The following is a 25,332-nucleotide window of genomic DNA, read 5'->3' as shown; positions in this document are numbered from 1 at the left end:
GCGGCGCCAGCCGGGCGCGGCACTTGCCTGAACCGGGACAACCCAAAGGAGTCTGTCCCGTGACGATACAGTCCATGATCGCCGCCGCGTCGGCGGCCCTTCTGCTTTCCGCCGCGCCCGCCCTGGCCGGGGGGCCGTCGGGCGGCCATGGCGGCTGTGGAAGCTGCGGCGGAGGGGGCGGCCATCAGGGCGGCGGCGGCCACTCGGGCGGGGGGCATCACGGCGGGAGCTACAACAGCAACGTCAATGTGAACGTGAATGCGGGGGCCAACGCCTCGGCCTACGCCGGGGCGTCCGCCTATTCGGCGATCAACGCCCGCGCCTATTCCCATTCATCGAGCATCAGCCATGGCTCCAGCGGCGGCGGCGTGACCTATGTCGGGGGCGGCGGTTACGCCGACGGCGGATACTCGGGCGGCTATATTCCCGGCCCGCCCGTGAACTTCGTCGGCCCGGCCCCGGTCAGCGCCCCGGTCGGCTATCCCGTCTATGGCTTCGGACGCGACTATATCGGCTGGCGTCCTTATCAGCCGCAGCGCCCGGCCGACTGCGACTGCCGCCCCGCCCCGCGCCCGACCTACCGCGAAGACCGATACGAAGGCCGTTATCAGGAGCGGTACGAGCAGTCCTATGACCATCGGGGCTACGAGCAAGGCGACTATTACGAGGAGCGCGCCTATCAGCAGGCCCCGGTTCAGGTTCAGGGTCCGCCCGTCTACGTCGCGCCTCAACGGATCTATGTCGCCCCGTCCCAGGTGAACATCGCACCGCCCGAGATCGTGACCGGCCCGCCGGTCTATATCGAACAACCGCCCGTCTATGTGCAGGCGCCGCCGGTCAATATCGGGCCGCAGCGCATCCATGTCGCCCCCAGCCAGGTCAATCTGGCGCCGCCCCAGATCGAGACGGCCGGTCCCGTCTATATCGATCAGGCGCCGGTTCATGTTCAGCCCGCCCCGGTCGAGGTCGCCCCGGCCCAGATCTATGTCGCGCCGCCCGAGGTCCACGCCCCGCCGCCGGTTCAGGACCACTACGGCGACTTGCCGCCCCCTGACTATGTCGCGCCGCAGGCCCCGCCGCGCCAACACTACGCACAGGAGCCGGGCGAGCGCGGCTGATTGCTAGATCAGGGCGATGCTTTCGGCCACGGCCAGGGCTGCAGCCCGGGGATCGGTCGCCGCCGTGATCGGGCGACCGATCACCAGATGGGTGGCGCCGGCCTGAAGCGCGGCTTCGGGCGTCGCCGCCCGCGCCTGGTCGTCCTGGGCGGAACCCGCCGGTCTTACGCCCGGCGTCACGATCAGGAAGTCCGGACGGCCGGCCGCGGCGGCGATCTCGCGCACCCGCGCCGCCTCGTGGGGGCTGGAGACCACGCCGTCGATCCCGGCCTCCAGCGCCTGGAGCACACGGCGTTCGACCAGTTCGGCTGGCGACAGACTGTGGTCGTCGGCGGCCAGATCCTCGGCCGTCAGGCTGGTCAGGACCGTCACGCCCAGGACTTTCAGCCTCGATCCCGCCACGCCCCGCGCCGCCGCCGCCATCACCTGTGGTCGGGCGTGGACCGTCAGCAGATCGCAACCCGCGTCCGCCAGATTGGCCGCCGCCTTTTCGACCGTCGCGCCGATGTCGTGCAGCTTCCAGTCCAGAAACACCTTGCGGCCCTCGGCCTTCAGGTCGCGCGCCAAGTCCATGCCGCCCGCCGCGAACAGCTGCAGCCCGATCTTGTAGAAGCCCACCGCGTCCTGCACCCGCGCGACCAGAGCGGCCGCCTCTGCGACCGTCGGCACATCCAGAGCGCAGATGATCCGTTCGTCGGGACCACGATTGGGGGCGACGGTTTGGGTCTGGGTCATCGACGGACTCGCGCTGAGCGGCTATGCGGGGACGCAAGGGGTGCGTCGGCGCGGCCGGCGTGTTGAATTTCAAGAGCGAGGCGAGGCGATGAACGCGGTCGATCTGGGTGTCAACCTGTTCGTGACCCTGTTCGCCCTGCTGGATCCGATCGGCAATCTGCCCATCTTCGCCGCCGCGACCGCCGGGGCGACCCTGCGTCAGCGGATTTCGGTCTCCGCCCTGATCTGCACCTTCGCCGCCGTCTTCCTGGCCTTCTTCCTGTTCACCGGCCTGGGCCTGCTGCAGTTCTTCGGCATTTCGCTGGCGGCCTTCCGCATCGCGGGCGGCATATTGCTTTTGCTGCTCGGCCTGGACATGGCGCGCGGCGACTTCCTGGCCATGTTCGCCGACAAGGACGCCATCGCCGACTCCAAGGACGTGCGCGGCTATGCCCGTCGGCGGTTCCAGCGGCTGGTGGTGCCCTTCGCCATACCGTTGATGATCGGCCCCGGCGCCATTTCGGCCGTCATCATCCAGGCGTGGGAAGCGGCCAAGCTGGGCTATGCCGGAACCATCGGTTCTCTGGTCGCGATCACGGCGGCCTGCGCCGTCTCCTTCGTCTGTTTCGCCCTGACCGGTTCGCTCAGCCGCATGCTGGGCGAGGTGGGCATGGCCATCATCGTCCGCGTCCTGGGCCTGATCCTGTGCGCCCTGGCGATCCAGTTCATCCTGCTGGGCCTGGGCGAAGCCATCCCCGGCATGATCTCCGGCGCTGTGACGACCCCCTATCCGGCGGCGAACTAGGCTTCGCTCAGTCGGCCGCGTCCTCAATGGCGTGGATGTCGTCGTCGGACAGGCCGAAATGGTGGCCGATCTCGTGGACCAGGACATGGGCGATCAGCTCGGCCAGGCCCACGTCGCCGCGTTCGCACCATTCGTCCAGGATCGGCCGGCGGTAAAGGAAGACCCGCGACGGCTCGGCCGCCGGTCCCAGGCTGTCGCGACGGCCGATGTCCACGCCGTGATACAGGCCGGTCAATTCGAAGGGATCCTCGATTTCCAGATCCGCCAGGGTCTGTTCATCGGCGAAGTCGTCGATACGAAACACCACCTCGCCCGCAGCAGCGCGGAATTCAGCCGGCAGGGCCTCGAACGCCTCGCGCGCCAGGCGAGCGAAATCGTCGAGAGAAGGGGCGAAGAGGTCGGCGGTCACGTCGGTCATGCGTCGGATATCGCCGCCCACGCCCATGAGCGCAACGGGGCGGGTTGACGCGAAGACGGCCCCGATTTTTTCTCGCGCGCTTGGGGTATGGTAAAGGCGAATCAGGTCGCCGTGACCACAGGGACAAGTATGGCCGAGGCCGACATCGCCTATGTCGCCACAGCAGGCGCCGCCGGACTGGCTCTGGCGGTCAGCGCCTGGGCCCTTCGGCTGCGCGCACGGCTGAACGCCACGACGGCCGCCGCGACCCATCAGCGTGACGCCGCCCTGACCGACCTAGGTCGTCATGACAGCATGTTGCGCGCCTTCGACGACGTCAGCCTGGCCCTGACGGCGACCGGCGAGGCGAGCGGCCCCCCCATAGGTCCGGGCGAACTGATCGACCGCCTGTCCGGCTCGGACGCCGGGGCTGCGGGGGATATGGGCGTCGTTGTCCTCGCCCGGCTGAAACAGACCCATGCCGGCCAGATCGAAGCCTTGGTCGAGACGGGAAAGGGCTTCGAGGGCCTGATCGACCTGAACGACGTCGAACCCTGGCGGATCGAGGGTCGGGTCGCGGGCGGCGCGGCCTGGCTGCGACTGTCGCCGGCGTCCCGGGTCATGCTGACCGGCGCCGACGCCACCGAGAGCGGCCTGGCCATGCTGGGCGACGCCTCCCCGATCCCGACCTGGGTGGTCGACGGCGCCGGGAAACTGGCCTGGGCCAACCGAATCTGGCTGCACGAGATCGGCGCCGAGACCGTCGTTCAGGCGCGGGAGATGAGCCTGTCCTTCGACCGGGGCGCCGACGCCTTGGTCGCAGAGGCCGGACGGCTTGGGCTACGGCAGGAAGGTTTCCGCTGGACCACCGGCGGCGGCCATCGCCGCGCCTGGCGGATCATCGCCGAACCGGCCGGCGGCGGCGCCGTCATCGCCTTCGCCATCGAAGTGACCGAGGCGGAGGAGACGCGCGACACCCTGCGCCGCCATGTCGACGCCCATGACGAGACCCTGAATCACCTGGCCGACGCGGTCGCCATCTTTGGGCCGTCCAAGCGACTGGCCTTCCACAACACGGCCTTCCAGACCCTGTTCGACCTGGATTCGGCCTGGCTGGACGAGCGGCCGACCCATGCCGAACTTCTGGACCGGCTGCGCCAGCGTCGCCGCCTGCCCGAGGTGATGGACTACGCCGGCTGGAAGGCGCGCGAGCTGGACTTCTACGGCGCCGCCCAGGCTTCGCCTGACGACAGCTGGTCGCTGCCGGACGGGCGCACGCTGCGGGTGGTGCGCCAGCCCCACCCGCTGGGCGGCATATTGCTGATCTTCTCGGACATTACCGACGAGCTGAACCTGCGCAGCCGGTTCAACGCCCAGATCCAGGTCCAGACCGCCACCCTGGACAAGCTGAACGACGCCGTCGCCGTGTTCGGCTCCGACGGCCGGCTGCGGCTGCACAATGAGGCGTTCGAGGACTTCTGGAACCTGACCGGCGAGCGGATCGCCGCCTCGAACGACTTCGACGCCATCGCCGAACTGTGCAAGGCCACTCTGCCCGACCCGGCCCTGTGGCTGGGGCTGAAGGCGCGGGTCGCCGATCCGGATCCGGAGAGCCGCATCGCCATCTCGGGCGAGGGCCGTACGCTCGATGGCCGCGTCGCCGCCTGGCAGACCCGCCCCCTGCCCGACGGCGCCACCCTGGTCGCCTTCTCGGACGTCACCGCACGACGCGGCCTGGAACAGGCCCTGGTTCAGCGCGAACAGGCCCTGGCCGAAAGTCAGGCGCTGAAACGGGAGTTCGTCGGCAGCGTCTCCTACGAGCTGCGGACGCCGCTGACGACCATCGTCGGCTATTCGGAACTGCTCGAGACCATGGCCGACCTGCCCGAGCGCAGCCGCCAGCACGCCGGCGCCATCCGTGTCGCCGCCAGTCAGCTGGCTCGCTCAATCGACGACGTCCTGGACATGGCCCAGATCGATGCGGGCGAGATGGAACTGTCGCTGGGCGACGTCAGCGTCTCCGACCTGCTGGGCCAGGCGGCGGAACGCATAAGGCCCAAGGTCGAAGGTCGAGGCGCCGCTCTGACGGTCCTGTGCGAACCCGGTATGAAGCCGATCCGCGCCGACGCCCACCGCATCGACCAGGCCTTGAACCATCTGCTGGAGAACGCCGCCCGATCGGTGTCCGAAGGCGGCGCGGTGACGCTTTCGGCGGAAACCGGAACTTCGGAAGTCCGCCTGGCCGTATCGGATTCAGGTCGCGGCATCCCCTATCACCTGCAGGCCCATGTGTTTGACCGGTTCGTCCGGCGCGAGCGCGGCGGGCCCGGCGTGGGCCTGGCCCTGGTCAAGGCTCTGGTCGAGCTGCACGGCGGCTGGGCCGAGGTGGAAAGCGAGCCCGGCAAGGGCGCCGCCTTTATCCTGCACCTGCCTTTGAGCGTCTCCTCCGCAGCAGCCGCGCCGGAACTTCCGCTCGAGGTTCCGGCTCCCGCCGCCGCAGAGGCCGTCGCCTCCTAAGGCCTTTCCGCCTTGGACTGGTCCCGAGCGGGACCGAATTCAGCCCCGGGATTCCATTCCGGCCATTGGGTCGAGTCCGCCAGTTCGCGTCCGACGGCGTAGATCAGGGCCACGTCCGCAGCGGCGGCGTCCATGCGCCAGGTCGAATCCCATTCGTCCGAAGGCTGGTGATAGCGGTTCTGGACATAGTCGCGGCTCGCCGCGCTGGCGCCGGTGAAACCCGCCGCGGGGAACAGGGCCGGCACCCCCTTCAAGGCCAGAGGGAAATGGTCGGAGCGATAAAAGGCCCCGGCCTGGGGGGCCGGATCGGCGATCAAGGTCCGTCCAGTCGCAGCGGCGTGCCGGGCCAGGACATCGTCCAGCTGGTTCTTGCCCTTGCCGATGACCACGACATTGGGGTCGATCTCGGTTCCAGGCAGCAGGCTGTCGACATTGATATTGGCCACCGTCGTCTCCAGCGGCCAGACCGGATTGGCGGCGTAATAGGTCGAACCCAGCAGGCCGGCCTCCTCGCCCGACCAGGCGGCGAAGACCACCGAGCGCTTCGGACGCGGTCCCTCTGCGAAGGCGTGAGCCAGTTCCAGCAGGGCCGCGACGCCGGTCGCATTGTCCACGGCGGCATTATAGATCTTGTCGCCCTGGGCGTTGGGTGTCCCGACGCCGTAGCCGTCCCAGTGGGCGCCATACATCACGGTCTCGTCAGGGCGTTCAGCGCCGGGGATACGAGCGATGACGTTCTTGGTCTCCACACGGTCGGCGATCTGACGGAAATCGACGCTCATCGTCAGACCGGGCAGGACGACGGGACGGAAGTCGGCGCGACGGGCGCTCGCCTTCAGCGTAGCGAAGTCCAGGCCCGCGGCGGTGAACAGTTCCTCCGCCTTGGCGCGCTGGACCCAGCCCTGGAAGGGGGCGCGCTCTGCGTCAGGGTCGGCGCGGACGATGTCGAACTTGGGCGCCGCCGATGAGTTCTGAAGCACCGACCAGCCGTAGCCGGCGCCGGCCGTCTCATGCACCACCAGCACGCCCGCCGCGCCGCGACGGCCCGCCTCCAGGAACTTGTAGGTCCAGCGGCCGTAGAAGGTCATGGCCTTGTCGTCGAACTTGCCCGCCACCGGTTCGCCGGCGGCCGCTTCGAAATCGGGATCGTTGACCAGGACGACGATGACCTTGCCGCGGACGTCCACGTCCTTGAAGTCATCCCACTGACGCTCGGGCGCTGTGGCCCCATAGCCGACGAAGACCACGGGCGCGTCCCGGACGGTGATATGGTCTGTAGGCCGGTCGCTGGACACCAGAACGTCCGGGCCGCGCTCGAGGGCGATGGTCCGGCCGCCGACATGGGCGGCGACGGTCGCCGGGCCGTCCTGGCGCGTACGCGACAGATGGGCGACCTGGACGAAGGCACCGTCCGGCCCGCCGCCCTCTGCGCCGGCGGCGCGGAATTGTTCGACGAGCCAGGCGACCGTCTTTTCCTCACCCGGCGAGGCGGGGGCCCGCCCCTCGAATTCGTCCGACGCCAGAACGCGCACGGCCTCGTTCATACGGGAAGCGTCGATGTTCGGCGTCTCCTGCGCCGTCGCCTGGGAACTGGCGACCATCAGGGCGAGGGCGGAAACAGCGGGCAGGACGTGGCGCATCGGGGGAGGCTCCGTAAGGGCGGGTGTTCAACCCTGCCTCCGTCAGTCCCGGCTGTCGAGCCAGGCCATAAGGCCGTGCGCCGCGACGACGCCAGACGCGAAACTGGCTTGAAGCAGATAGCCGCCGGTCGGGGCCTCCCAGTCCAGCATCTCTCCGGCGACGAAGACGCCCGGTCGGGCGGTCAGCATCAACTGTTCATCGACCCCCTCCAGAGCTACCCCGCCGGCCGAGGAGATGGCGCGTTCAAGACCCTGAACCCCCGTCAATGTCAGGGTCAGCCCCTTGATCCGTTCGGCCAGGGCGCGCGGCTGGGCCGGGAGCGGACCCGCCTCGTGCAAGAGGGCGACGGCGACTGGCTCCAGCCCGGCGGCCTTGCGCAGATGGTTCGACAGACTGGCCTTGCCGCGCGGCTTGGACAGCCGGTCGGTCAGTTTGCCGATGGCGACATCAGGCCGCAGATCAATATGGATATCGGCGCGTCCACCCGCCTCGAGCGTCCCCCGCAGCCGGGCCGACAGGGCGTAGACGGCGCCGCCCTCGATGCCATACCGCGCAACCATCGCCTCGCCACGCACCGTCTTGTCCCCATGGGTCACGGCGACGCCCTTCAACGGTTGACCGGCGAACCGCTCCCGGAACCGGGGCGACCAGTCCAGGTCAAAGCCGACATTGGCGGGGCGGAAGGGGGCGACGGCGATCCCGGCGGTCTCGAGCCAGGGCTTCCAGGCGCCGTCCGACCCCAGACGCGGCCAGCTGGCGCCGCCCAGGGCCAGAACCACCGCATCCGGCCGTTCAAGCCGTTCTCCATCCGGCGTCTCGAACACCAGGGCGCCGTCGCGCCATCCCGTCCAGCGCGACCGGGTGCGGATCTCGACGCCCCGCCCCTCCAGCCGCACCAGCCAGGCCCGCAGCAGGGGCGAGGCCTTCATCGCGCGAGGAAACACCCGCCCGCTGGACCCCACAAAGGTGGGCTGCCCCAGCCCCTCGACCCAGGCCGTCAGCTCAGCGGGGGTGAAGGCGTCGATCCAGCGCGAGACCGACGTCTGCGTGGGACCATAGCGAGTCACGAACCGGTCCAGCGGCTCGGAATGGGTCAGGTTCAGCCCCCCGCGCCCGGCCATCAGGAATTTTCGGGCCACGGACGGCATCCGATCGTGAACCACGACAGCGAGGCCGGCCAGGGCCAGACGTTCGGCCGCCATCAAGCCGGCGGGGCCGGCGCCGATCACATGGACCTGGCGAACAGATTGTTTCATCGGCCCGCTTTGCCCGGTTGCGGCGACGCTGGCTATAGGGACGCGGGTCGCTATGTTCCGAACCATGAGCGTCGCATTTACCCGAGAAGAAGATCTGGAAGCCACCGCCGCCGACCTGGCGGACCGCCCGATCTCGCCCCACCCCAATCTGGTCACGCCTGAAGGCCTGGCCCTGATCGAGGCGGAACTGGCCGCCGCCCGCGCCGCCTATACCGCCGCCCAGGTGAAGGGGTCGATCGAGAGCGACCGCACCGCCATGGCGCGCGCGACGCGGGATCTGCGCTACTGGTCCGCCCGCCGCGCCTCGGCCCAGCTGATGGAGCCGACGCAGGACGACGGCGGAGTGAGATTCGGCGGCTCAGTCTCCATCGAACGCGAGGACGGGCGCGCCCAGACCTGGCGGATCGTCGGCGAAGATGAGGCGGACCCAGCCCAGGGGTCGGTCAGCCATGTCTCGCCTCTGGCTCGCGCCCTGTTGGGAAAACGCGTCGGAGACGAGGCTGTGGTGGCCGGCCAGTCGGTGGAGATCACCGCCGTCGGATGAGGCGCTCAGTGGGGCCTGTCGTCGGGCTCGCCCAGGATTTCCCGCATCATCTCCAGGATGAGCTTCTGGTTCCGCAGCGGCAGGCGGGGCGCGAGGCGTGCGATCTCGACACTCTGTTTCGTCGGCCTGTCCTCATGATCGAAGCCCGGCGTCTCTTCTTCACCCAGTCCGGGCTGCGCGTCCTTGAGTCCGTGGAAGAAGAACGGAATCTCGACCTTCATGAACTCGGCCATCTCGAACAGTTTAGAGGCTGAGACGCGGTTCGTGCCCTTTTCATATTTCTGAACCTGCTGGAAACTGACGCCGACAGCGCGGGCCAGGGCGCTCTGGGTCAGGCCCAGGTCGAGGCGTTTTTCCTGGACGCGGCGGCCGACGTGGCGATCAACGGCGTGCGGCTGTTCGGTCTTATCTCGCGCCATGGCTTGCCCGCCCCAGATCACCGTTCGATTCGGTGAATCCTAGATCGTGCGAGCAACGGCCACAAGCCGACGAGGCCGGCCGCCAAAAGCCCGGCCAGAAACAGCCCGTCGCCCAGTCGGCCATAAGGCGTCACGCCGGTGGGGCGCGGCAGGGGGGCGTCGATCACCCCCATGACGCCGGGGTCCAGTCTTTGCCCGTCCACGATCCGGCCCCAGGGGTCGATCATGGCCGAAATCCCCGTCGGCGTCGCGCGGGCGATGGGCAGGCCGGTCTCGATAGCGCGATAGCTGGCCAGGTTCAGATGCTGACGCGGGCCGGAGGTGGCCCCGAACCAGGCGTCGTTGGAGGCGTTGACGATCCAGTCCGGGCGGCCCGCAGATCCGGGCGTGAAGCCGGGATAGAGGCTTTCGTAGCAGATCAGGATCTGAGCCGGCGGTGCGCCGGGAATCTGGATCGGGGCAGGGGTCGGGCCTGCAGTGAAGTCGCTGGGCATATGCACCAGGCTGCGCAAGCCGATGGAGGTCATGATCGAACCGAGCGGCAGGTATTCGCCGAACGGCACCAGCCGGTGCTTGTCGTAGACGGCGGCGATCCGCAGGCCGGGCCCGCCTTCGTCGGCCAAGGCGAACAGGCTGTTGTAATATCGAGCGCCCTCGGGGGCCGTCAGATCCGCCTCACCGCGCGCCAGACCCATCAGCAGAGTCTGGCCGGGTCGCAGAGCGCCCGCGATGGCCGTCGCGTCGGCGGAGGCGAAGACGTCATTGGCCGACGCCGGCAGGGCGCCCTCGGGCCAGACCACCACGTCAGGCGTCCTCGTCCCCGGCTGTCCCGTCAAGGCGACATAACGGTCGACGATGGAGCGATAGGCCTCAGGCGACCATTTCGTCTCCTGTTTCACATCGGCCTGGACCAGACGGACCACCGTATCGGTGAACTGCAACTGGGCCTGGGCCAGGCGCACGGCGCCGAAGACGCCGACGGCGGCCAAGGCCAGAACGCCCAATCCCGCCGAGATCAGGCGGCTGCGCGCCGCGCCTGGACCAATCAGGGGGGCCAGGGCGGCGGTCGCGGCGACCGTGACCAGGCTCAGTCCATAGACGCCGACGACCGAAGCGAACTGCGACATGCCGCCCCCCGCCCGCCAGGTCGCCCCCGCCGGGTTCCACGGAAAGCCGGTCAGGACATGGCCGCGCAGCCATTCGGCGGCGCAGAACAGGGCGGCGAACAACAGAACTCGGACCACGCCTATCGGGGCGAACCGGCGATAGAGGGCGCAGGCCGCGCCCCAGAACAGGCCAATGCCCGCCGGCAGCAGGCTGGCGGCGAAGGGCGCCATCCAGGCCTGTTCGGGATTGACGAAGAAGGCTTCCGCCACCCACCAGCAGCCGATGAAGAAATAGGCGAACCCCGCCAGCCAACCCATCCAGAAGGCCCCGCGCGTCGTGTCCGACCGTTCGGACAGGATCATAAGCAGCGGATAGCCCAGCAGGCCGATCAGCACCCCGAACGGCGGATGGGCGAAGGCTGTCCCCGCCCCCGCCAACAGCGCCAGGCCGATCCGGATCCACCGCCAGGTCAGGGCCCTTCGCTTGTCCGGAAGCGCGCGAATGCGGGCGGCGAAACGGTCAAGCGCGGCGTCGGGAAACATGGCTAGGCGTCCTGCCAATCTACGGAGGGGTCGGCGGCGTAGGGGTCGGCGACGCCGATCTGGGCCAGGATCTCGCGCTCCTCGGCTTCCATTTCTTCGGCCTCGACGTCGTCCTCATGGTCGCGCCCAAGGAGGTGCAGCACCCCGTGAACGACCAGATGGCTCAGATGATCGGCCAAGGCCTTGCCCTGGGCCTGGGCCTCAGCCGCGCAGACGCCGTAGGCCAGGACGATGTCGCCCAGATGCGGCGCAGCGCTCTCGGGCGCCGGGAAAGACAGGACATTGGTCGGCTTGTCCTTGCCGCGGAACCGGGCGTTCAGATCGCGCACCGCCGCGTCGTCGGTCAGCAGGACGACGATGTCGCCCTCGATAGCGCCCAGCGCAGCCTTCGCGGCCGCGCCCACCACCGTTTCGACAGCCGGCAATGCGGCGGTCCAAGCCTCGGCCTCGACTTCGATCTCGATCATTCGCTGTCTTCGAGGTCCGGGGCCGGACGGCCTTTTGCGGCGTCGGCGTCATAGGCGCGCACGATCCGCTCGACCATGGCGTGGCGCACGACGTCCGAGGCTTCGAACTTCAGAATGCCGACGCCCTTGACCCCGTCCAGGATGCGCAGGGCGTGCGCCAGACCGGAATCGCGCGGGTTCAGCAGGTCGATCTGGGACGGGTCGCCCGTCACCACCATGCGCGCGCCCTCCCCCAGACGGGTCAGGACCATCTTCATCTGCAGCCGCGAAGTGTTCTGCGCCTCGTCCACAATCACGAAGGCGTGGCTGAGGGTGCGGCCGCGCATGAAGGCGATGGGGGCGGCTTCGATCTCGCCCTTGTCGCGGCGGCGCTGCACGTCCTCGGCGCCCAGGATGTCGTTCAGAGCCTCCCAGATCGGGGCCAGATAGGGATCGACCTTCTCGTTCAGGTCGCCCGGCAGGAAGCCCAGTTTCTCGCCCGCCTCGACCGCCGGACGGGTGATGACCAGCCGGTCCACCTGACCTCGGCGAAGCAGGGAGGCGCCGTAAGCCGCTGCGAGGAAGGTCTTGCCCGTGCCGGCTGGGCCGACGCCGAAGCTGAGTTCGCAGCGGCCCAGCATGTCCAGATAGGCGGCCTGGGCCTTGGTCTTGGGCACGATGGCGCCGCGCTTGCCGCCCGGAAGCGACACGCCCGCCGCCGCCATGCCCGGCGTGCCCTTGCCGCCCCGCGCCTGGCCCAAGGCCGCACGGACATCGGCTTCCGTAACCTCCGCGCCCATGGCGGCCCGCTTGGCCAGATCCTCGATCACCTGGCGGGCGTCCGAACGGTCGCGCGTGCCGCCGTTGACGGAGACCCCGCCGCCCGGCGCCTCGACCAGCACCTTGAACGCGTCCTCGATCAGGGCGACGTGACGGCTGTTGGGTCCGATCACCGCACGCAGTTCAGCGTCATTCAGGGGAACGAACTCGGAGTCTCTCGCCACTAGGCCGCCTTTTCTTTCTTGGCCGCCTCTGCGGAGGCGAGCCGACCAGTCAGACTGTTCTGCTGGCCGGCGATGATTTCGACCGGAACGATCTGGCCGATCAGATGATCCGCGTCGTCGACATGGACCGACTGCAGATATGGGGATCGACCGACCGCTTGGCGACGGTGGCCGTGTCGGCCCGGCTTGTCGAACAGCACATTGAGGGTGCGACCCGCCTGGGCGGCGTTGAAGGCGGTCTGCTGTTCGGTCAGCAGGTCGATCAGACGGTGCAGCCGATCCTTGGCGACCTCGGGCTCGACCTGTTTGCCCATTCCGGCGGCGGGGGTTCCGGGGCGGGGCGAATACATGAAGGCAAAGGCGCCCGCGTAGTTTACGCGGCGCACCAGATCCAAGGTGTCCTCGAACTCCCTGTCCGTCTCGCCGGGGAAGCCGACGATGAAGTCGCCGGCCATGGCCATGTCGGGCCGGGCCTCGCGGATGCGGGCGATCAGGTCGAAATATTTCTCTCGCCCGTGCTTGCGGTTCATCAGCCGCAGGATCCGGTCCGAGCCCGCCTGAACCGGCAGGTGCAGATAGGGCATCAGGGCGTCCAGATCGCCGTGGGCCGCGATCAGGTCGTCCGACATGTCGTTGGGATGGCTGGTCGTATAGCGGATCCGGTCCAGTCCGGGGATCTCGGCCAGGGCATAGGCCAGTTCGACCAGGCTGGACTTGCGGCCGTCCGGCCGTTCACCGTCATAGGCGTTGACGTTCTGACCCAGCAGGGTGACTTCTCGCACGCCGCGCCCGGCCAGGGCGCGGGCCTCTTCCAGCACCGAAGCCAAAGGACGCGACCATTCCGCGCCGCGCGTATAGGGCACGACGCAGAAGGTGCAGAACTTGTCGCAGCCCTCCTGCACCGTCAGGAAGGCGGTCGGCCCCTCGGTAAAGCGGGCGGCCGGCAGGGCGTCGAACTTGTCGTCAGGGGCGAAGTCGGCGCCGATCCGCTCGCCGCGCGCCCGCGTCGTGCGGGTCAGAAGCTCGGGCAGCTGATGATAGGCTTGGGGGCCGACGACGATATCCACCGCCGGCTGACGTTTCATGATCTCCTCGCCCTCGGCCTGGGCGACGCATCCGGCGACGGCGATGGTCAGATCGCCGCCCGCCTCGCGCTTGATGTCGCGCAGCTCGCGCATCTTGCCCAGTTCGGAATAGATCTTCTCCGCCGCCTTCTCGCGGATGTGGCAGGTGTTCAGGATGACGAAGTCCGCCGCCTTGACGTCGTCCGTCACGGCATAGCCCAGCGGGCGCAGGACATCGGCCATGCGCTCTGAATCATAGACGTTCATCTGACAGCCGTAGGTCTTGATGAACAGGCGCTTGGACGGCGTGTTCAGCGTCGCCTCGGCTTGCGGAACCAGGGTTTCGGTCATGCCGGGCTTATGATCGCCCGCATCGACGACGACAAGACCGAGGTTCAGCCCACATCCACGTCTGCGGGAGCGACCCGAGCGGCGTGGCGCTTGAAAATCAGGCCTTCACGCTTGGACGGTTCGGCGCCTTCGATCGGCACGCCATACAGTTCAAGCTTGTGGCCGATCAGCTCAAAGCCCAGGCGATCAGCGATCTCGGTCTTCAGCTTCTCGATCTCGGCGTCGAAGAATTCGATCACCTCGCCCGTCTTGGTGTCGATCAGGTGGTCATGGTGATCATCGCCCGCCTCTTCATAGCGGCTGCGTCCGTCGCCGAAGTCATGCTTCTCGACCACGCCGGCCTCTTCGAAGAGGCGCACGGTGCGGTAAACAGTGGCGATCGAGATGTGCGGGTCTATCGAGGAGGCGCGACGGTACAGCTCCTCCACATCGGGGTGATCTTCCGCCGAGGACAGCACCCGGGCGATCACCCGACGCTGTTCGGTCATACGCATGCCGCGGTCGGCGCAGAGTTTTTCGATCCGGTCCATACACCTAGAATAGGGGTTTGGATCGCTTCAGGGAAGCGGCGCCTTGTCGGGATTATTCCGGAGGTCCAGGCCGAGCACCAGGGCGTCGGTTCGAGCGCCGTCCGGAGCCGCATAATAGGCCTTGCGACGACCGATCTGGCGAAAGCCGGCGCGGTCATAAAGGGCGCGGGCGGCCGTATTGTCTTCCGCCACTTCCAGAAACAGTCGCACGGCGCCGGCTGCGGCTGCGGCCAACGCCCCCTGCCCCGTCAGGCGCCCGCCCAGCCCCTCGCGTCGCGCCTCGGGCCGAACCGCCAGGGTCAGGATTTCAGCCTCGTCCAACACGACGCGGACCAGGATGAAGCCGTCCGGCTCGACCACGGCGAAGACGCCCGCCTGGTTCAGCAGATCGGCGAACTCGACCTCGCTCCACGGCGCGGCGAAGGCCTGGGCGTGAAGGCGGGCCAGGATGGCGGGGTCGACCGAGGTCATGGGGCGGGCTGGCGCGGCTGGCCCGGCAGGCGGCTTGGCGGGGTGGCGTCCGGCGCGCGAAGATACAGGGGGCGGGGCGGATGGATCTCCGGATCGGCCGCGCGAACCAATCGGGCCAGGGCCTCGGGCGCCGGCGCGACACGGCCGTCTATGGATGCGAAGCTCAGATCAGGAAAGGCCTCGACCAGCACGGCGGCCCCGTTGCCGATCAGGCGGACTGCGTCGCCCTGAGCGGCTATTCGCCGCGCCGCCTCGTCCAGCGGCAAGGCTTCGTCAGGACTAATGGGCAGGCCCTGGCTGAACAGTTTGGCGTAGACCTGCCCCCTGCGCGCATCGATCAGGGCGGCGACCGGCGTTTCGGCGCGCGCGAGCGACGCCGCCAGTCCGTCCAGCGTCGAGACCCCGACCACCGGCCGATCAAGCGCCGCGCCCAGCCCCTGGGCGAAGGCCAGCCCGACCCGCAACCCGGTGAAGGAGCCGGGTCCGACGGTGACGCCGATCCGGTCCAGGCCTTCGAAGGCCACGTCGGCCTCGGCCATGACGTCCCGCACCAGACCCCCCAACCGCTCCTGATGGCCCTTGGTCATGGGTTCGAAGCGAACAGCCAGCGGCCGGTCGTCCTCAAACACCGCCGCCGTGCAGGCGCCGAGCGCCGTATCGATCACCAGAAGTCTCATGCCCCGCCTTCTAGGCGGCTCTCGCGAGAACCTCCACCAGTCGTGTCAGGGCCCGTCGGACCGCCTGATCCTCGATGCGGGAAAAACCGCTGGCCATGGCTCGACCCTCCGGCGTTTCAGCAATCAGCCGGATCAGAGACAGTTCCGCGTTCTGGGCGTCCTCAGGTCGTTCCGGAAAGAAGGCCTCGACCGGAAGTCCCAGCGCCAAAGCCAGATGGTGCAGGCGCGCCGCTGAAATCCGGTTCTGGCCCCCTTCGTACTTCTGCACCTGCTGGCAGCTGACGCCGACCAACTCGCCCAGGACGGTTTGGGATAAGCCCAAGGCCGTACGTCGCGCAGCGATCCGGGCGCCGACCTCGACGTCGAGAGGTTCGACCGCGCGGGCCGTTTTGCGTGAGGGGGGCGTCCTGTCCATAAAAGAGAAGATGGCACAACCCATGCGGGCATACAACCTTTTCGTTTCATGGCTCGCGCCGGGCGATCACCGCCGACAGGCGCGCCACCTCCCGTCTGTCGATGACCTCCCAGCGATCCAGTGCGCCGGCGCCACGGACATGGATCGCGTTTGCGTCGGACCTTTCGAACAGGCGGACACGCACGGCGCCGCCCGTCATCTCAATGACGCAGCCCTGTCCCGGACGCGGCGGTAAGCCCGGCTGGTATTCAAGAACGACGCCCGGTTCTGCCCAGGGCGATAGGGCGTCGTCGCGAACCTCCAGTCGCTTCGACCCCGTCGCCAATGCTTCGAAATCGCGCCCCCGGCTCTCCACACCCGCTGTCGATGTAGGCGGCTCAGGCGCAGCGCCGCCCAGGATCAAGGCCAGGGCCTCGGGCGTGGAATCGAGTGCGCCGGTCAGACGCCGCTGGACATCGGGACGGAACAGACCCGGTCGGCGGCCGGATTCATAGAGGCCCCAGCCTTGGCTGGTCATGTCCAGACGCGATCCGGCCTCGGCCTGGGACAGGCCGCGCTCGCGGCGCAGCGCGGCAAGCGCCTCGCCCAGACGGAGGACTTCGGGATCAGGAACGAAACGCGGCATGTCGCACCCAGGATGACGCACCGACGCACGTGTGGCGAGAACGAAAAACGCCTCAGGCGATCAGACGGTCTGCTCGACCCGCGTCACTTCCGGCACATAGTGGCGCATCATCTGTTCGACGCCCGCCTTCAGGGTCGCCGACGATGACGGACAGCCGGAACAGGCCCCGCGCATCCGCAGGCTCAGCACGCCGGTCGCTTCGTCGAAGGAATCGAACAGGATGTCCCCGCCATCCTGGGCCACGGCTGGGCGAATGCGGCTGTCCAGCAGGGCTTTGATCTCGGCGACGATCTCGCTGTCGTCCTCCGCATGGCCTTCGGCTTCGGCTCCGTCGCGGGTCAGGGGACGACCGGAAACGAAATGATCCATGATCACGCCCAGGATCGGGGCCTTCATCTCCGACCAGTCCGGTCCGCGCTCATTGCGGGTCACCGATACATAGTCGGCGCCGAAGAAGACGCCGTCGACGCCTTCAAGTTCGAACAGGGCTTCGGCCAGCGGCGAGGCTTCGGCCTCGTCTATCGTGCGATAATCCAGCACCTTGAGCGGCGAGACATCGCGGCCAGGCAGGAATTTCAGCACGTTCGGGTTGGGCGTGGGTTCGGTCTGGATGAACATGGGCGTGAGATGCGCACGCGGCCGCCGGGTTGCAAGCCTTAACGGCGTCGCAGCCCGCCCAGCACGCCCCGCAGCAGTTCGCGTGTGAGGGTCGATCCGGCTGTGCGCAACACCGACTTGGTCAAGGCCTCCATCGGGGTCTGTCGATTGGAGGCGCGGGAACGGGGGGCTGGCGCTGGCCGGGGCTGTGCCTTGGGCTTCTCGCTGGGCTGCTGCTTGGCGCGGTCTCTCGCCGCCCTCTCATCAGCCTTGGCCTGGGCTTCCGCCTGATCCGCAGCGGCATGGCGCGCCGCGAGGATTTCCTCGGCCGACTCGCGGTTCAGCACCTGGTCATAGAGACCCCGCACCGGGCTGGCGGCGATGACGGCGGCGCGTTCGGCCTCGGTCGCCGGGCCCAGCCGCGACGCGGGCGGACGGATCTTGGTGCGGGAGACGACGGTGGGCGCGCCCTTCTCGTCCAGAACCGACACCAGGGCCTCGCCTACGCCCAAGGCCTGAATAGCCTCGGCGGTGTCAAAGTCGGAATTGGCGCGGAAACTCTGAGCCGCAGCCTTCAGCCCCTTCTGCTCGGACGGCGTATAGGCGCGCAGGGCGTGCTGGATGCGATTGCCCAGCTGGGCCAGGACGCTGTCGGGAATGTCGGCCGGGTTCTGGGTGACGAAATAGACGCCGACCCCCTTGGACCGGATCAGCCGCACCACCTGTTCGACCTTCTCCAACAGGGCGTGGGGGGCGTCGTTGAACAGCAGGTGGGCCTCGTCGAAGAAGAAGACCAGGCGCGGCTTTTCCGGGTCGCCCACCTCCGGCAGTTGTTCGAACAGTTCCGACAGCAGCCACAGCAGGAAGGCCGCGTACAGGCGCGGACTGTTCATCAGCCGGGTCGAATCCAGCACATTGACTTGGCCCCGACCGTCCAGGCCGACGCGGATCATGTCCTCCAGCTTCAGGGCCGGTTCGCCGAAGAAGGCCGATCCGCCCTGTTGTTCGAGTTGCAGCAGGGCGCGCTGGATGGCGGCGATCGAGGCGGGGGCGACATTGCCGACTTCACGGCCGATCCGCTCGGCGTTCTCGCCGACATAGGCCAGCAGGCTGCGCAGATCGGCGAGGTCCAGCAGCAGCAGGCCTTCCTGGTCGGCGATGTGGAAGACCACGGTCATCACGCCTTCCTGGACTTCGTTCAGGTTCAGCATCCGCGACATCAGCACAGGACCGATCTCGGACACGGTGGTGCGGATCGGATGTCCCTTCTGGCCGTACAGGTCCCAGAACACCGTCGGCGCAGCGCGCGGCGTCAGGGTCAGGCCCATGTCGGCGGCGCGAGCGAGCAGTTTTTCGCTCGGGGCGCCGACCTGCGAAATCCCCGACAGGTCGCCCTTCACATCAGCGCAAAAGACCGGCGTTCCGGCGTCCGAGAAGCCTTGGGCCATGATCTGCAGGGTCACGGTCTTGCCGGTTCCTGTAGCGCCCGCGATCACGCCGTGGCGGTTCGCCCGGTGAAACAGCAGGGTCTCAGACTGAGCGGCGTCAGACTGACCGAGGAAAAGACCCGAGAGGGCGTCAGACATCGATAGGTCTCCAGAGGGATGACAAAGGTCTAGCGCAGACGCTCAATGGCCGGAACCGCCCTAGTCGGCGCGTGTTGACGCCGCTCGATACGCCGCCGACAAGGATCGCCATGAAAAGTCCCATCACCATGCAGCCGTCGGCCGTGTCGCGGAACGCCGCCGCCCTTATTGCGACCGTCGCGGCGGGCGCCGCCATTTACTGGCTTCGGGACATACTGACGCCGCTCGCCATGGCCCTGTTCCTGCTGATCATGATCGACGGGGTGAAGCGGTCGGTGGCCGCCCGGACCCCGCTGAACGACCGCTGGGCCGGGGTCGCCGCCCTGATCCTGGTCGTTCTGGCCTTCTTCGCCTCCATCGCCATCATCGTGAACGGCGCGGCGGGCTTCTTCGGCGAGGCCTCCGGCGTGTCGCAGAATATCGGGCCGCGCATCGATCAGATCATCCGCGACGTCTATGGCGTGGTGCGATTGGACAATCCGCCGACGGCCCAGGAGCTGATCAACGGGGTCGACATTCGCGGCTATGTCGCCTCGATCGCCATGCAGGTCCAGGGGATCGCCTCAGGCGCCTTCTTCGTCATGGTCTATCTCGGCTTTCTGCTGGCGTCTCAGATCGGCTTCCGGCGCAAGATCGTCGCCATGTTCCCCCAAAAGGCCCAACGCGACGAGGCGGTCGCGGTGTTCGAACGGGTTCGCGGCGGGGTCGAGGGCTATATCTGGGTCCAGACCGTCACGGGGGCCATGATCTGTCTGGCGGCCTGGATCCTGATGCGGGCCGTAGGCCTCCAGAACGCCGAGTTCTGGACCTTCGTCATCTTCATCGTCGGCTTCATCCCCGTGCTGGGCGGAGCGGTGGCCGGCCTGGCGCCCCCCCTGTTCGCCCTGGTGCAGTTCCCCAGCTACTGGCCCGCCCTGATCCTGCTGGTCGGACTTCAGACCATTCTCTTCATCGTCGGCAATCTGGTTCAGCCGCGCATGCAGGGGGACAACCAGAACATCGATCCGGTCGTGGTCCTGCTGTCCCTGGCCTTCTGGGGCAAGCTGTGGGGCGTGGTCGGCATGTTCCTGTCGACCCCGCTGGCGGTCATGGCCATGGCGATCCTGGCCGAATTCCAGGGTTCGCGATGGATGGCGATCCTGCTGTCCGGCGACGGCGAACCCTATGCTGACGAAAGCAAACGCAAGGACAAAACTCGGGCCAAGAGCGCCGCCGGCAAAACGGCCGAAGAAGAGGCCTGAGCCCTGCGGCGCCGCGTCGCGCCAAAAGCCGCGCTTGCGTCCCTTGAACGCGGCGAGAGGCTTCCCATTTCCCTTATCGACGCCGCGGGACATTCCCCTCCGAACCGCGGCGAAGCGACCGACGCACCCTCCCCTCCCCTCGCGTCGGTTCGCGCAGGCCGCCGAGTTCCCCCGCTCGGCGGCCTTCTCGTTTTTGCGACGCAAAAGTCTTCCAACCTGAACGCTGTTCAGGAGACTCTTCGGTCTTCAGGGGCTTCACGAGCGACCAGACCTGGCCTAGTCAGCGATGTGACGCGCAGTCGCGCGCCCGCCCCAGCGGCCAAGGCCGCGTCGCCCGAGACCATTGTCCATGACCGCCCTCGATCCGCGCCCCGCCCCGGTTCAGCCGATCTCTCCGGCCGCCCTGGAAGCTTCCTTTGCGCGGATCCTGGGAACCTCCCCCGGCAAGGCCGAACAGTCCTTCCTGGCCCAGGCCCATGAGGACTACGCCGCCGATGAAACGCCCGAGCTGGACGGCGAGGATCTGGCCACCCTGCTGGCGGCCTCCTGGCGAGCGGCCAAGGACTACCCCGCCGGATCGGCGCCGCTGATCACCGTGGGTCCGCTGTCGGGCGCGAACGGTCAGACCCTTGACTATGATCTGGTCCGCATCATTCAGACGGACGCCCCCTTCCTGGTCGACAGCGTCATGGGCGCCCTGGCCGAGGCCGGGGTTTCGGTGCGCGCCCTATTCCATCCGGTAGTGGAGCTGGACGGTCGTCGCCTGTCGGTGATCATGCTGGTGATCGACGGCGCCCCGCAGGAAAGACGCGACGCCATGGGCGAGGGCCTGGCCGAATGCCTGGCCGACGTCCACGCCGCCGTCGCCGACCACGAAGCCATGACCGGCCTGATGCGGCAAGCCTTGCTGCGATTGCAGGAGACGCCGCCGAAGGTCGATCCCGCCGTTCTGGCCGAGAACATCGCCTTCCTGAAGTGGCTGAAGAGCGACCATTTCGTCTTCCTCGGCGCCCGCGACTACGATTATCCGCTGAACGCTGAAGGCGACTACGAGGCCGAGGCGCCGCTGAGCCAGTCGAGCGCCGGTCTGGGCATTCTCGCCGATCCCGAGCGCACCGTCCTGCGCCGCGCCTCCGAGCCGGCCGTGCTGACGCGCCAGATGCGGCGCCAGTTGGACCTGAGCGAACCCGTCACTGTCGCCAAGGCCAACGCAAGGTCGCGCGTCCACCGTCGCGCCTACATGGACTATGTCGGGGTCAAGCGTTACGGCCCGGACGGCAAGGCGACGGGCGAGACCCGTTTCGTGGGCCTGTTCACCTCGGACGCCTACGACCAATTGGCGACCGAGACCCCGCTGATCCGGCGCAAGGTGGCCAATGTCCTGGCTCGCGCGGACAAGGCTCCGGGCAGCCACAACGAGAAGCGGCTGCGCAATATCCTCGAGAACTATCCGCGCGACGAGCTGTTCCAGATCAGCGAGGACGAGCTGCTGTCCATCGCCCTGGGCATTCTCCACCTCTACGACCGGCCGCGCATCCGGCTGTTCTCGCGCCAGGATCCGTTCGACCGGTTCGTTTCGGTGCTGTGCTTCATCCCGCGCGAGAAGTTCGATGCTGCGGTGCGCGAGCGGATCGGTCAGATCGTCGCCCGCGCCTGGGGCGGCCGGATTTCGGCCTGGTATCCGCAACTGTCCGACGCCCCCCTTGTGCGGGTCCATTTCATCATCGGCGTGACGCCGGGCGATCACCCGGTCCCCGATGCGGCCCAGCTGGAACACGACGTGGCCGAGGCCGGCCGCGGCTGGGTCGAACGGTTCGAAAGCGCCCTGCGCCGCGCCGATGTGGCGGACGTCGAGGTCGGGCCGCTGAGCACCCGCTGGGCCCGAGCCTTCGGCGCCGCCTATCGCGATCGCTATGACGCCGACGAGGCCGCGATCGATCTGGGCGAGATGGACCAGCTGAACGCGACGGGTCAGGTCGGCGCCGGAGAGGCCGTCGTGGTTCGCGCCTTCCGCAACGCCGACGACAGCCGCCTGCAGTTCCGGTTCAAACTCTATCGTCGCGGCCCCTCGGTTCCCCTGTCCGACGTTCTGCCGATCATGGCCGACATGGGTCTGAAGACCCTGGAGGAATACGGCTATCCGATCCGGCCGATGGGCGAGGAGGAGATCCATGTCCACGAGTTCCTGATGGAGGATCCGCGCGGCGAGGAGCTGGTCTTCGCCGATGTGAAGGGGCCGTTCGAGCGCGCCTTCGCCGCCGTCTGGAACGGGCGCACCGAGAGCGACGGCTTCAATCGCCTGGTCATCGAACTGGGCGTCGAATGGCGCGAGGCCGCCCTGATCCGCGCCCTGGCCCGCTATCGCCAGCAGACCGGCCTGGATCCGTCGCAGGCGGTGCAGGAAGAGGCTCTGCGGGAGTACCCGGACGTGTCCCGCGCCCTGCTGTCCCTGTTCAAGGCCAGGTTCGACCCGGCGGACGGGACGGTAGAAGCCCGCGAGGCGGCGGTCACGGCGCTGAACGCCAAGATCAACGCCCTGCTGCAGGACGTGAAGAGCCTGGATCACGACAAGGCGCTGCGCCGCATCGCCGCCCTGATCGGAGCGATCAAGCGCACCAACTACTTCCAGCAGGATCACGACGGCCTGCCCAAGCCGCACATCTCGATCAAGATCGCCTCGCGCGAGCTCGAGGACCTGCCGCTGCCCAAACCCTATCGCGAGATCTTCGTCTGGGCGCCCCATGTCGAGGGGGTTCACCTGCGCTTCGGCCCTGTCGCACGGGGCGGCCTGCGCTGGTCGGATCGTCGCGACGACTTCCGCACCGAGGTGCTGGGCCTGGTCAAGGCGCAGCAGGTCAAGAACGCGGTCATCGTGCCGGTCGGCTCGAAGGGCGGCTTCTATCCCAAGCAACTGCCCCGCACCACCGACCGCGAGGCCATTCAGGGCGAGGCCATCCGCGCCTATCGCACCTTCCTGTCGGGCCTGCTGGACATCACCGACAACATCGCCAGCGACGGGTCGGTGACGCGCCCGGCCCATGTCGTCGCCTGGGAGCAGGACGACCCCTATCTGGTCGTCGCCGCCGACAAGGGCACGGCGACCTTCTCGGACATCGCCAACGGGGTTTCGGCGGCCTACGGCTTCTGGCTGGGCGACGCCTTCGCGTCCGGCGGTTCGATCGGTTACGATCACAAGGCCATGGGCATCACGGCGCGCGGCGCCTGGGAGGCGGTCAAGCGCCACTTCCGCGAGATCGGTCCGCGCGACAAGGTCTGGGACATCCAGACCGAGCCCTTCACCATGGTGGGGGTCGGCGACATGTCGGGCGACGTCTTCGGCAATGGCGCGCTTCTGTCCAAGGCGACCAAGCTGATCGCCGCCTTCGATCACCGCGACATCTTCATCGACCCCACGCCCGACCCCGCCGCCAGCTGGACCGAGCGCAAGCGGCTGTTCGACCTGCCGCGCTCGTCCTGGCAGGACTATGACAAGGGGCTGATTTCCCAGGGCGGCGGCGTCTTCTCGCGGTCCGCCAAGTCGATCCAGCTGACGCCCCAGATCAAGGCGGCGCTGGACATCGCCGAAGACGAACTGGACCCGGCCAGCCTGATCCGCGCCATCCTGAAGGCGCCCGCAGACCTACTGTATCTCGGCGGCATCGGCACCTATGTGAAGTCGGCGGCCGAGACCGACGCCCAGGTAGGCGACAAGGGCACCGACGCCCTGCGGATCAACGCCGACGAGCTGCGGGTCAAGGTGGTGGGGGAAGGGGCCAATCTGGGCTTCACCCAGGCCGGGCGCATCGTCTTCGCCCAGGGCGGCGGCCGGATGAACACCGACGCCATCGACAACTCCGCCGGGGTCGACACCTCGGACCACGAGGTCAATATCAAGATCCTGGTCGGGTCGGCCGTGACCAATGGCGTCCTGCCGGTCGAGGAGCGGACCCCGCTGCTGGCCTCGATGACCGAGGAAGTCGGGCTGAAGGTGCTGGCCCACAACTATGACCAGACCCTGGCCCTGACCCTGCAACAGGCGGAAGGGGCAGGGGCGCTGGACGCCCAGCAGAGGTTCATGCAGGCCCTGTCGGCGCGCGGCAAACTGGACCGCAAGGTCGAAGGCCTGCCGGTCGACGTGCGGGTCAAGGAGATGATGGCCGCCGGAATTCCGCTGGCCCGGCCCGAGCTGGCGGTGCTGACCGCCTACGCCAAGCTGGAGCTGTCGGAAGAGATCGTCGCGTCCCAGGCGCCGGAGGATCCCTTCTTCGAACAGATCCTGGTCCGCTATTTCCCGCAGGCCCTGGCCCGGTTCGAGCCTCAGATGAAGAGCCACAGGCTGCGGCGCGAGATCATCGCCACCGTCATGGCCAACGAGGTCGTCAACATGTGCGGCCCGACCTTCCCGGACCGGCTGCGCGGCTCGGCGGAGTGCGACACCACCGCTCTGATCATCGCCTTCGAGGCGGCGCGTCGGGTCTTCCGGCTGGACGAGGCCTGGGACGCGGTTTCCGCCCTGGACCGGTCGATCTCGGCCGAGGCCCAGATCGACCTGTATCGCGAGATCGCCGTGGTCCTGCGTCGCCAGACCTTCTGGCTGGCCCGACGCGCCAAGGCCGGGGTCTCTGTCCAGGCCCTGATCGATCGCTATCGACCGACCGCCGACGCGCTTCAGGCCGAAGGGGCGCCCGTGCTGTCGCGCTTCGAACAGGGGCGGCTGGATTGCCGGGTCGAGGCCTTCGCCAAACACGGCGCGCCGCAGGATCTGACCCGGCGGATCGGCATCATGCGGCCGCTGGTCGCCGCCTCGGACATCGGCGATCTGGCCCAGGAGACGGGCTGGCCGGTGGCGGCCATGGCGCGACTGTATCACCAGGTCGGGGCCGCGTTCGACTTCGACCGACTGCGCGCGGCGGCGGGGTCCATCCCGTCGGCGGACCATTTCGATCGCCTGGCCGTGCGTCGCCTGATCGAGGACCTGATGAACGAGCAGGCGACCCTGACGCGGGCCGTGGCCCGGGCGTCAGACCCGTCGGTCGGGATCAGCGAGGACGCGGCCGAGGGCGCCGTCGACGCCTGGATCGGATCGAAACAGGCGACGGTCGAAGGGGTGCGCGCCTCGGTTGACGAGATCGAACAGTCCGGCTCGGGCTGGACCTTCGCCAAGCTGACCATCGCCAATGCGACGATCCGCGATCTGGCCACGGCGGCGGTGCAGGCTTGACGGCGGCCCCGTCTCACCGCCTCTTCGGCCGATAAGAACAGGCG

General features: G+C 68.1%; 22 protein-coding genes. 6 read left to right on the top strand and 16 right to left on the bottom strand.

Annotated features, from left to right (window positions below; translation table 11 throughout):
• The first annotated feature begins 59 nt into the window (after positions 1-59).
• Complete coding sequence (locus PKE72_RS08965; protein ID WP_271165037.1) at positions 60-1,118, top strand: hypothetical protein; 1,059 nt, start codon at positions 60-62, stop codon at positions 1,116-1,118.
• Between the two features lie 3 nt (positions 1,119-1,121).
• On the opposite strand, the gene pyrF is transcribed toward PKE72_RS08965, so the two are convergent.
• Positions 1,122-1,853, bottom strand: coding sequence for an orotidine-5'-phosphate decarboxylase (pyrF, locus tag PKE72_RS08960; RefSeq protein WP_271165036.1), 732 nt, complete (start codon positions 1,851-1,853; stop codon positions 1,122-1,124).
• Positions 1,854-1,941: 88 nt separating this feature from the next.
• Here pyrF and PKE72_RS08955 point away from each other — a divergent pair, with 88 nt between their 5' ends.
• A complete protein-coding gene (locus PKE72_RS08955; RefSeq protein WP_271165035.1) occupies positions 1,942-2,637 on the top strand; it encodes a MarC family protein in 696 nt (231 codons plus the stop codon).
• Positions 2,638-2,644: 7 nt separating this feature from the next.
• Here PKE72_RS08955 and PKE72_RS08950 read toward each other — a convergent pair whose 3' ends face one another.
• A complete protein-coding gene (locus PKE72_RS08950; RefSeq protein ID WP_271165034.1) occupies positions 2,645-3,055 on the bottom strand; it encodes a metallopeptidase family protein in 411 nt (136 codons plus the stop codon).
• A 129-nt stretch (positions 3,056-3,184) separates the two neighbouring features.
• On the opposite strand from PKE72_RS08950, the gene PKE72_RS08945 reads away from it, so the two are divergent.
• A complete protein-coding gene (locus tag PKE72_RS08945; RefSeq protein ID WP_271165033.1) occupies positions 3,185-5,551 on the top strand; it encodes a sensor histidine kinase in 2,367 nt (788 codons plus the stop codon).
• Here PKE72_RS08945 and PKE72_RS08940 read toward each other — a convergent pair.
• Together PKE72_RS08940 and PKE72_RS08935 are read right to left on the bottom strand one after the other, a co-directional pair.
• Entirely contained in the window at positions 5,548-7,191 is a 1,644-nt protein-coding gene (locus PKE72_RS08940; protein ID WP_271165032.1) for a M28 family metallopeptidase, read from the bottom strand. The genes PKE72_RS08945 and PKE72_RS08940 overlap by 4 nt on opposite strands.
• Before the next feature lie 42 nt (positions 7,192-7,233).
• On the bottom strand, positions 7,234-8,448 hold the full coding sequence (locus PKE72_RS08935; RefSeq protein WP_271165031.1) for a BaiN/RdsA family NAD(P)/FAD-dependent oxidoreductase: 1,215 nt from the start codon (positions 8,446-8,448) through the stop codon (positions 7,234-7,236).
• A 64-nt stretch (positions 8,449-8,512) separates the two neighbouring features.
• Between PKE72_RS08935 and greA the strand changes: the two genes are divergently transcribed.
• A complete protein-coding gene (greA, locus tag PKE72_RS08930) occupies positions 8,513-8,992 on the top strand; it encodes a transcription elongation factor GreA (RefSeq protein ID WP_271165030.1) in 480 nt (159 codons plus the stop codon).
• A gap of 5 nt (positions 8,993-8,997) precedes the next feature.
• Here the strand turns inward: greA and PKE72_RS08925 are convergent, their stop codons facing one another.
• Genes PKE72_RS08925 through PKE72_RS08870 form a run of 12 tightly spaced genes read right to left on the bottom strand, consistent with a single transcriptional unit; the run spans position 8,998 to position 18,826 of the window.
• Positions 8,998-9,411 carry a helix-turn-helix domain-containing protein gene (locus PKE72_RS08925; RefSeq protein ID WP_271165029.1) on the bottom strand — a complete coding sequence of 138 codons (414 nt, stop codon included), beginning with the start codon at positions 9,409-9,411 and terminating at the stop codon, positions 8,998-9,000.
• A 17-nt stretch (positions 9,412-9,428) separates the two neighbouring features.
• Positions 9,429-11,060, bottom strand: coding sequence for an apolipoprotein N-acyltransferase (gene lnt, locus PKE72_RS08920; RefSeq protein WP_271165028.1), 1,632 nt, complete (start codon positions 11,058-11,060; stop codon positions 9,429-9,431).
• 2 nt (positions 11,061-11,062) lie between these two features.
• The gene (ybeY, locus tag PKE72_RS08915; RefSeq protein WP_271165027.1) at positions 11,063-11,527 is read right to left on the bottom strand and encodes an rRNA maturation RNase YbeY; all 465 of its coding nucleotides are present in this window, start codon (positions 11,525-11,527) and stop codon (positions 11,063-11,065) included.
• Positions 11,524-12,510, bottom strand: coding sequence for a PhoH family protein (locus tag PKE72_RS08910; RefSeq protein ID WP_271165026.1), 987 nt, complete (start codon positions 12,508-12,510; stop codon positions 11,524-11,526). Before PKE72_RS08910 ends, ybeY begins: the two co-directional genes overlap by 4 nt.
• Complete coding sequence (gene miaB, locus PKE72_RS08905; protein WP_271165025.1) at positions 12,510-13,925, bottom strand: tRNA (N6-isopentenyl adenosine(37)-C2)-methylthiotransferase MiaB; 1,416 nt, start codon at positions 13,923-13,925, stop codon at positions 12,510-12,512. Before miaB ends, PKE72_RS08910 begins: the two co-directional genes overlap by 1 nt.
• Positions 13,926-13,969: 44 nt before the next feature.
• Positions 13,970-14,455, bottom strand: a complete 486-nt coding sequence (locus PKE72_RS08900) for a Fur family transcriptional regulator (protein WP_271165024.1) — start codon at positions 14,453-14,455, stop codon at positions 13,970-13,972.
• A gap of 27 nt (positions 14,456-14,482) precedes the next feature.
• The gene (rimI, locus tag PKE72_RS08895; RefSeq protein ID WP_271165023.1) at positions 14,483-14,926 is read right to left on the bottom strand and encodes a ribosomal protein S18-alanine N-acetyltransferase; all 444 of its coding nucleotides are present in this window, start codon (positions 14,924-14,926) and stop codon (positions 14,483-14,485) included.
• Positions 14,923-15,603 (bottom strand): tRNA (adenosine(37)-N6)-threonylcarbamoyltransferase complex dimerization subunit type 1 TsaB, encoded by a 681-nt coding sequence (gene tsaB / locus PKE72_RS08890; protein WP_271165022.1) that lies wholly within the window; start codon positions 15,601-15,603, stop codon positions 14,923-14,925. The genes rimI and tsaB overlap by 4 nt, the downstream gene beginning before the upstream one ends.
• Positions 15,604-15,613: 10 nt before the next feature.
• Complete coding sequence (locus PKE72_RS08885; RefSeq protein WP_271165021.1) at positions 15,614-16,018, bottom strand: helix-turn-helix domain-containing protein; 405 nt, start codon at positions 16,016-16,018, stop codon at positions 15,614-15,616.
• A gap of 46 nt (positions 16,019-16,064) precedes the next feature.
• Complete coding sequence (locus PKE72_RS08880) at positions 16,065-16,643, bottom strand: helix-turn-helix domain-containing protein (RefSeq protein WP_271165020.1); 579 nt, start codon at positions 16,641-16,643, stop codon at positions 16,065-16,067.
• A 60-nt stretch (positions 16,644-16,703) separates the two neighbouring features.
• Positions 16,704-17,261 carry a NifU family protein gene (locus tag PKE72_RS08875; protein ID WP_271165019.1) on the bottom strand — a complete coding sequence of 186 codons (558 nt, stop codon included), beginning with the start codon at positions 17,259-17,261 and terminating at the stop codon, positions 16,704-16,706.
• Positions 17,262-17,299: 38 nt separating this feature from the next.
• Positions 17,300-18,826 carry a helicase HerA-like domain-containing protein gene (locus PKE72_RS08870; RefSeq protein WP_271165018.1) on the bottom strand — a complete coding sequence of 509 codons (1,527 nt, stop codon included), beginning with the start codon at positions 18,824-18,826 and terminating at the stop codon, positions 17,300-17,302.
• Positions 18,827-18,936: 110 nt separating this feature from the next.
• Here PKE72_RS08870 and PKE72_RS08865 point away from each other — a divergent pair, with 110 nt between their 5' ends.
• Together PKE72_RS08865 and PKE72_RS08860 are read left to right on the top strand one after the other, a co-directional pair.
• Entirely contained in the window at positions 18,937-20,067 is a 1,131-nt protein-coding gene (locus tag PKE72_RS08865; RefSeq protein ID WP_271165017.1) for an AI-2E family transporter, read from the top strand.
• A gap of 349 nt (positions 20,068-20,416) precedes the next feature.
• Entirely contained in the window at positions 20,417-25,288 is a 4,872-nt protein-coding gene (locus PKE72_RS08860; protein ID WP_271165016.1) for an NAD-glutamate dehydrogenase, read from the top strand.
• Positions 25,289-25,332 lie beyond the last annotated feature (44 nt).

The sequence above is a fragment of the Brevundimonas intermedia genome (assembly GCF_027922165.1).
Lineage (GTDB): Bacteria > Pseudomonadota > Alphaproteobacteria > Caulobacterales > Caulobacteraceae > Brevundimonas > Brevundimonas intermedia.
Note: the sequence above shows the minus strand (reverse complement) of the source record. Positions and strands in the feature narration are given on the sequence as shown.

Bases quoted from the DNA above. Each gene is read 5' to 3' on its own strand.
- PKE72_RS08925 (WP_271165029.1), bottom strand. From the start codon at position 9,411: ATGGCGCGAGATAAGACCGAACAGCCGCACGCCGTTGATCGCCACGTC.
- PKE72_RS08900 (WP_271165024.1), bottom strand. From the start codon at position 14,455: ATGGACCGGATCGAAAAACTCTGCGCCGACCGCGGCATGCGTATGACC.
- PKE72_RS08955 (WP_271165035.1), top strand. From the start codon at position 1,942: ATGAACGCGGTCGATCTGGGTGTCAACCTGTTCGTGACCCTGTTCGCC.
- PKE72_RS08945 (WP_271165033.1), top strand. From the start codon at position 3,185: ATGGCCGAGGCCGACATCGCCTATGTCGCCACAGCAGGCGCCGCCGGA.
- lnt (WP_271165028.1), bottom strand. From the start codon at position 11,060: ATGTTTCCCGACGCCGCGCTTGACCGTTTCGCCGCCCGCATTCGCGCG.
- PKE72_RS08940 (WP_271165032.1), bottom strand. From the start codon at position 7,191: ATGCGCCACGTCCTGCCCGCTGTTTCCGCCCTCGCCCTGATGGTCGCC.
- tsaB (WP_271165022.1), bottom strand. From the start codon at position 15,603: ATGAGACTTCTGGTGATCGATACGGCGCTCGGCGCCTGCACGGCGGCG.
- PKE72_RS08870 (WP_271165018.1), bottom strand. From the start codon at position 18,826: ATGTCTGACGCCCTCTCGGGTCTTTTCCTCGGTCAGTCTGACGCCGCT.
- PKE72_RS08875 (WP_271165019.1), bottom strand. From the start codon at position 17,261: ATGTTCATCCAGACCGAACCCACGCCCAACCCGAACGTGCTGAAATTC.
- PKE72_RS08935 (WP_271165031.1), bottom strand. From the start codon at position 8,448: ATGAAACAATCTGTTCGCCAGGTCCATGTGATCGGCGCCGGCCCCGCC.
- ybeY (WP_271165027.1), bottom strand. From the start codon at position 11,527: ATGATCGAGATCGAAGTCGAGGCCGAGGCTTGGACCGCCGCATTGCCG.
- PKE72_RS08865 (WP_271165017.1), top strand. From the start codon at position 18,937: ATGAAAAGTCCCATCACCATGCAGCCGTCGGCCGTGTCGCGGAACGCC.
- PKE72_RS08880 (WP_271165020.1), bottom strand. From the start codon at position 16,643: ATGCCGCGTTTCGTTCCTGATCCCGAAGTCCTCCGTCTGGGCGAGGCG.
- miaB (WP_271165025.1), bottom strand. From the start codon at position 13,925: ATGACCGAAACCCTGGTTCCGCAAGCCGAGGCGACGCTGAACACGCCG.
- rimI (WP_271165023.1), bottom strand. From the start codon at position 14,926: ATGACCTCGGTCGACCCCGCCATCCTGGCCCGCCTTCACGCCCAGGCC.
- pyrF (WP_271165036.1), bottom strand. From the start codon at position 1,853: ATGACCCAGACCCAAACCGTCGCCCCCAATCGTGGTCCCGACGAACGG.
- PKE72_RS08860 (WP_271165016.1), top strand. From the start codon at position 20,417: ATGACCGCCCTCGATCCGCGCCCCGCCCCGGTTCAGCCGATCTCTCCG.
- PKE72_RS08950 (WP_271165034.1), bottom strand. From the start codon at position 3,055: ATGACCGACGTGACCGCCGACCTCTTCGCCCCTTCTCTCGACGATTTC.
- greA (WP_271165030.1), top strand. From the start codon at position 8,513: ATGAGCGTCGCATTTACCCGAGAAGAAGATCTGGAAGCCACCGCCGCC.
- PKE72_RS08885 (WP_271165021.1), bottom strand. From the start codon at position 16,018: ATGGACAGGACGCCCCCCTCACGCAAAACGGCCCGCGCGGTCGAACCT.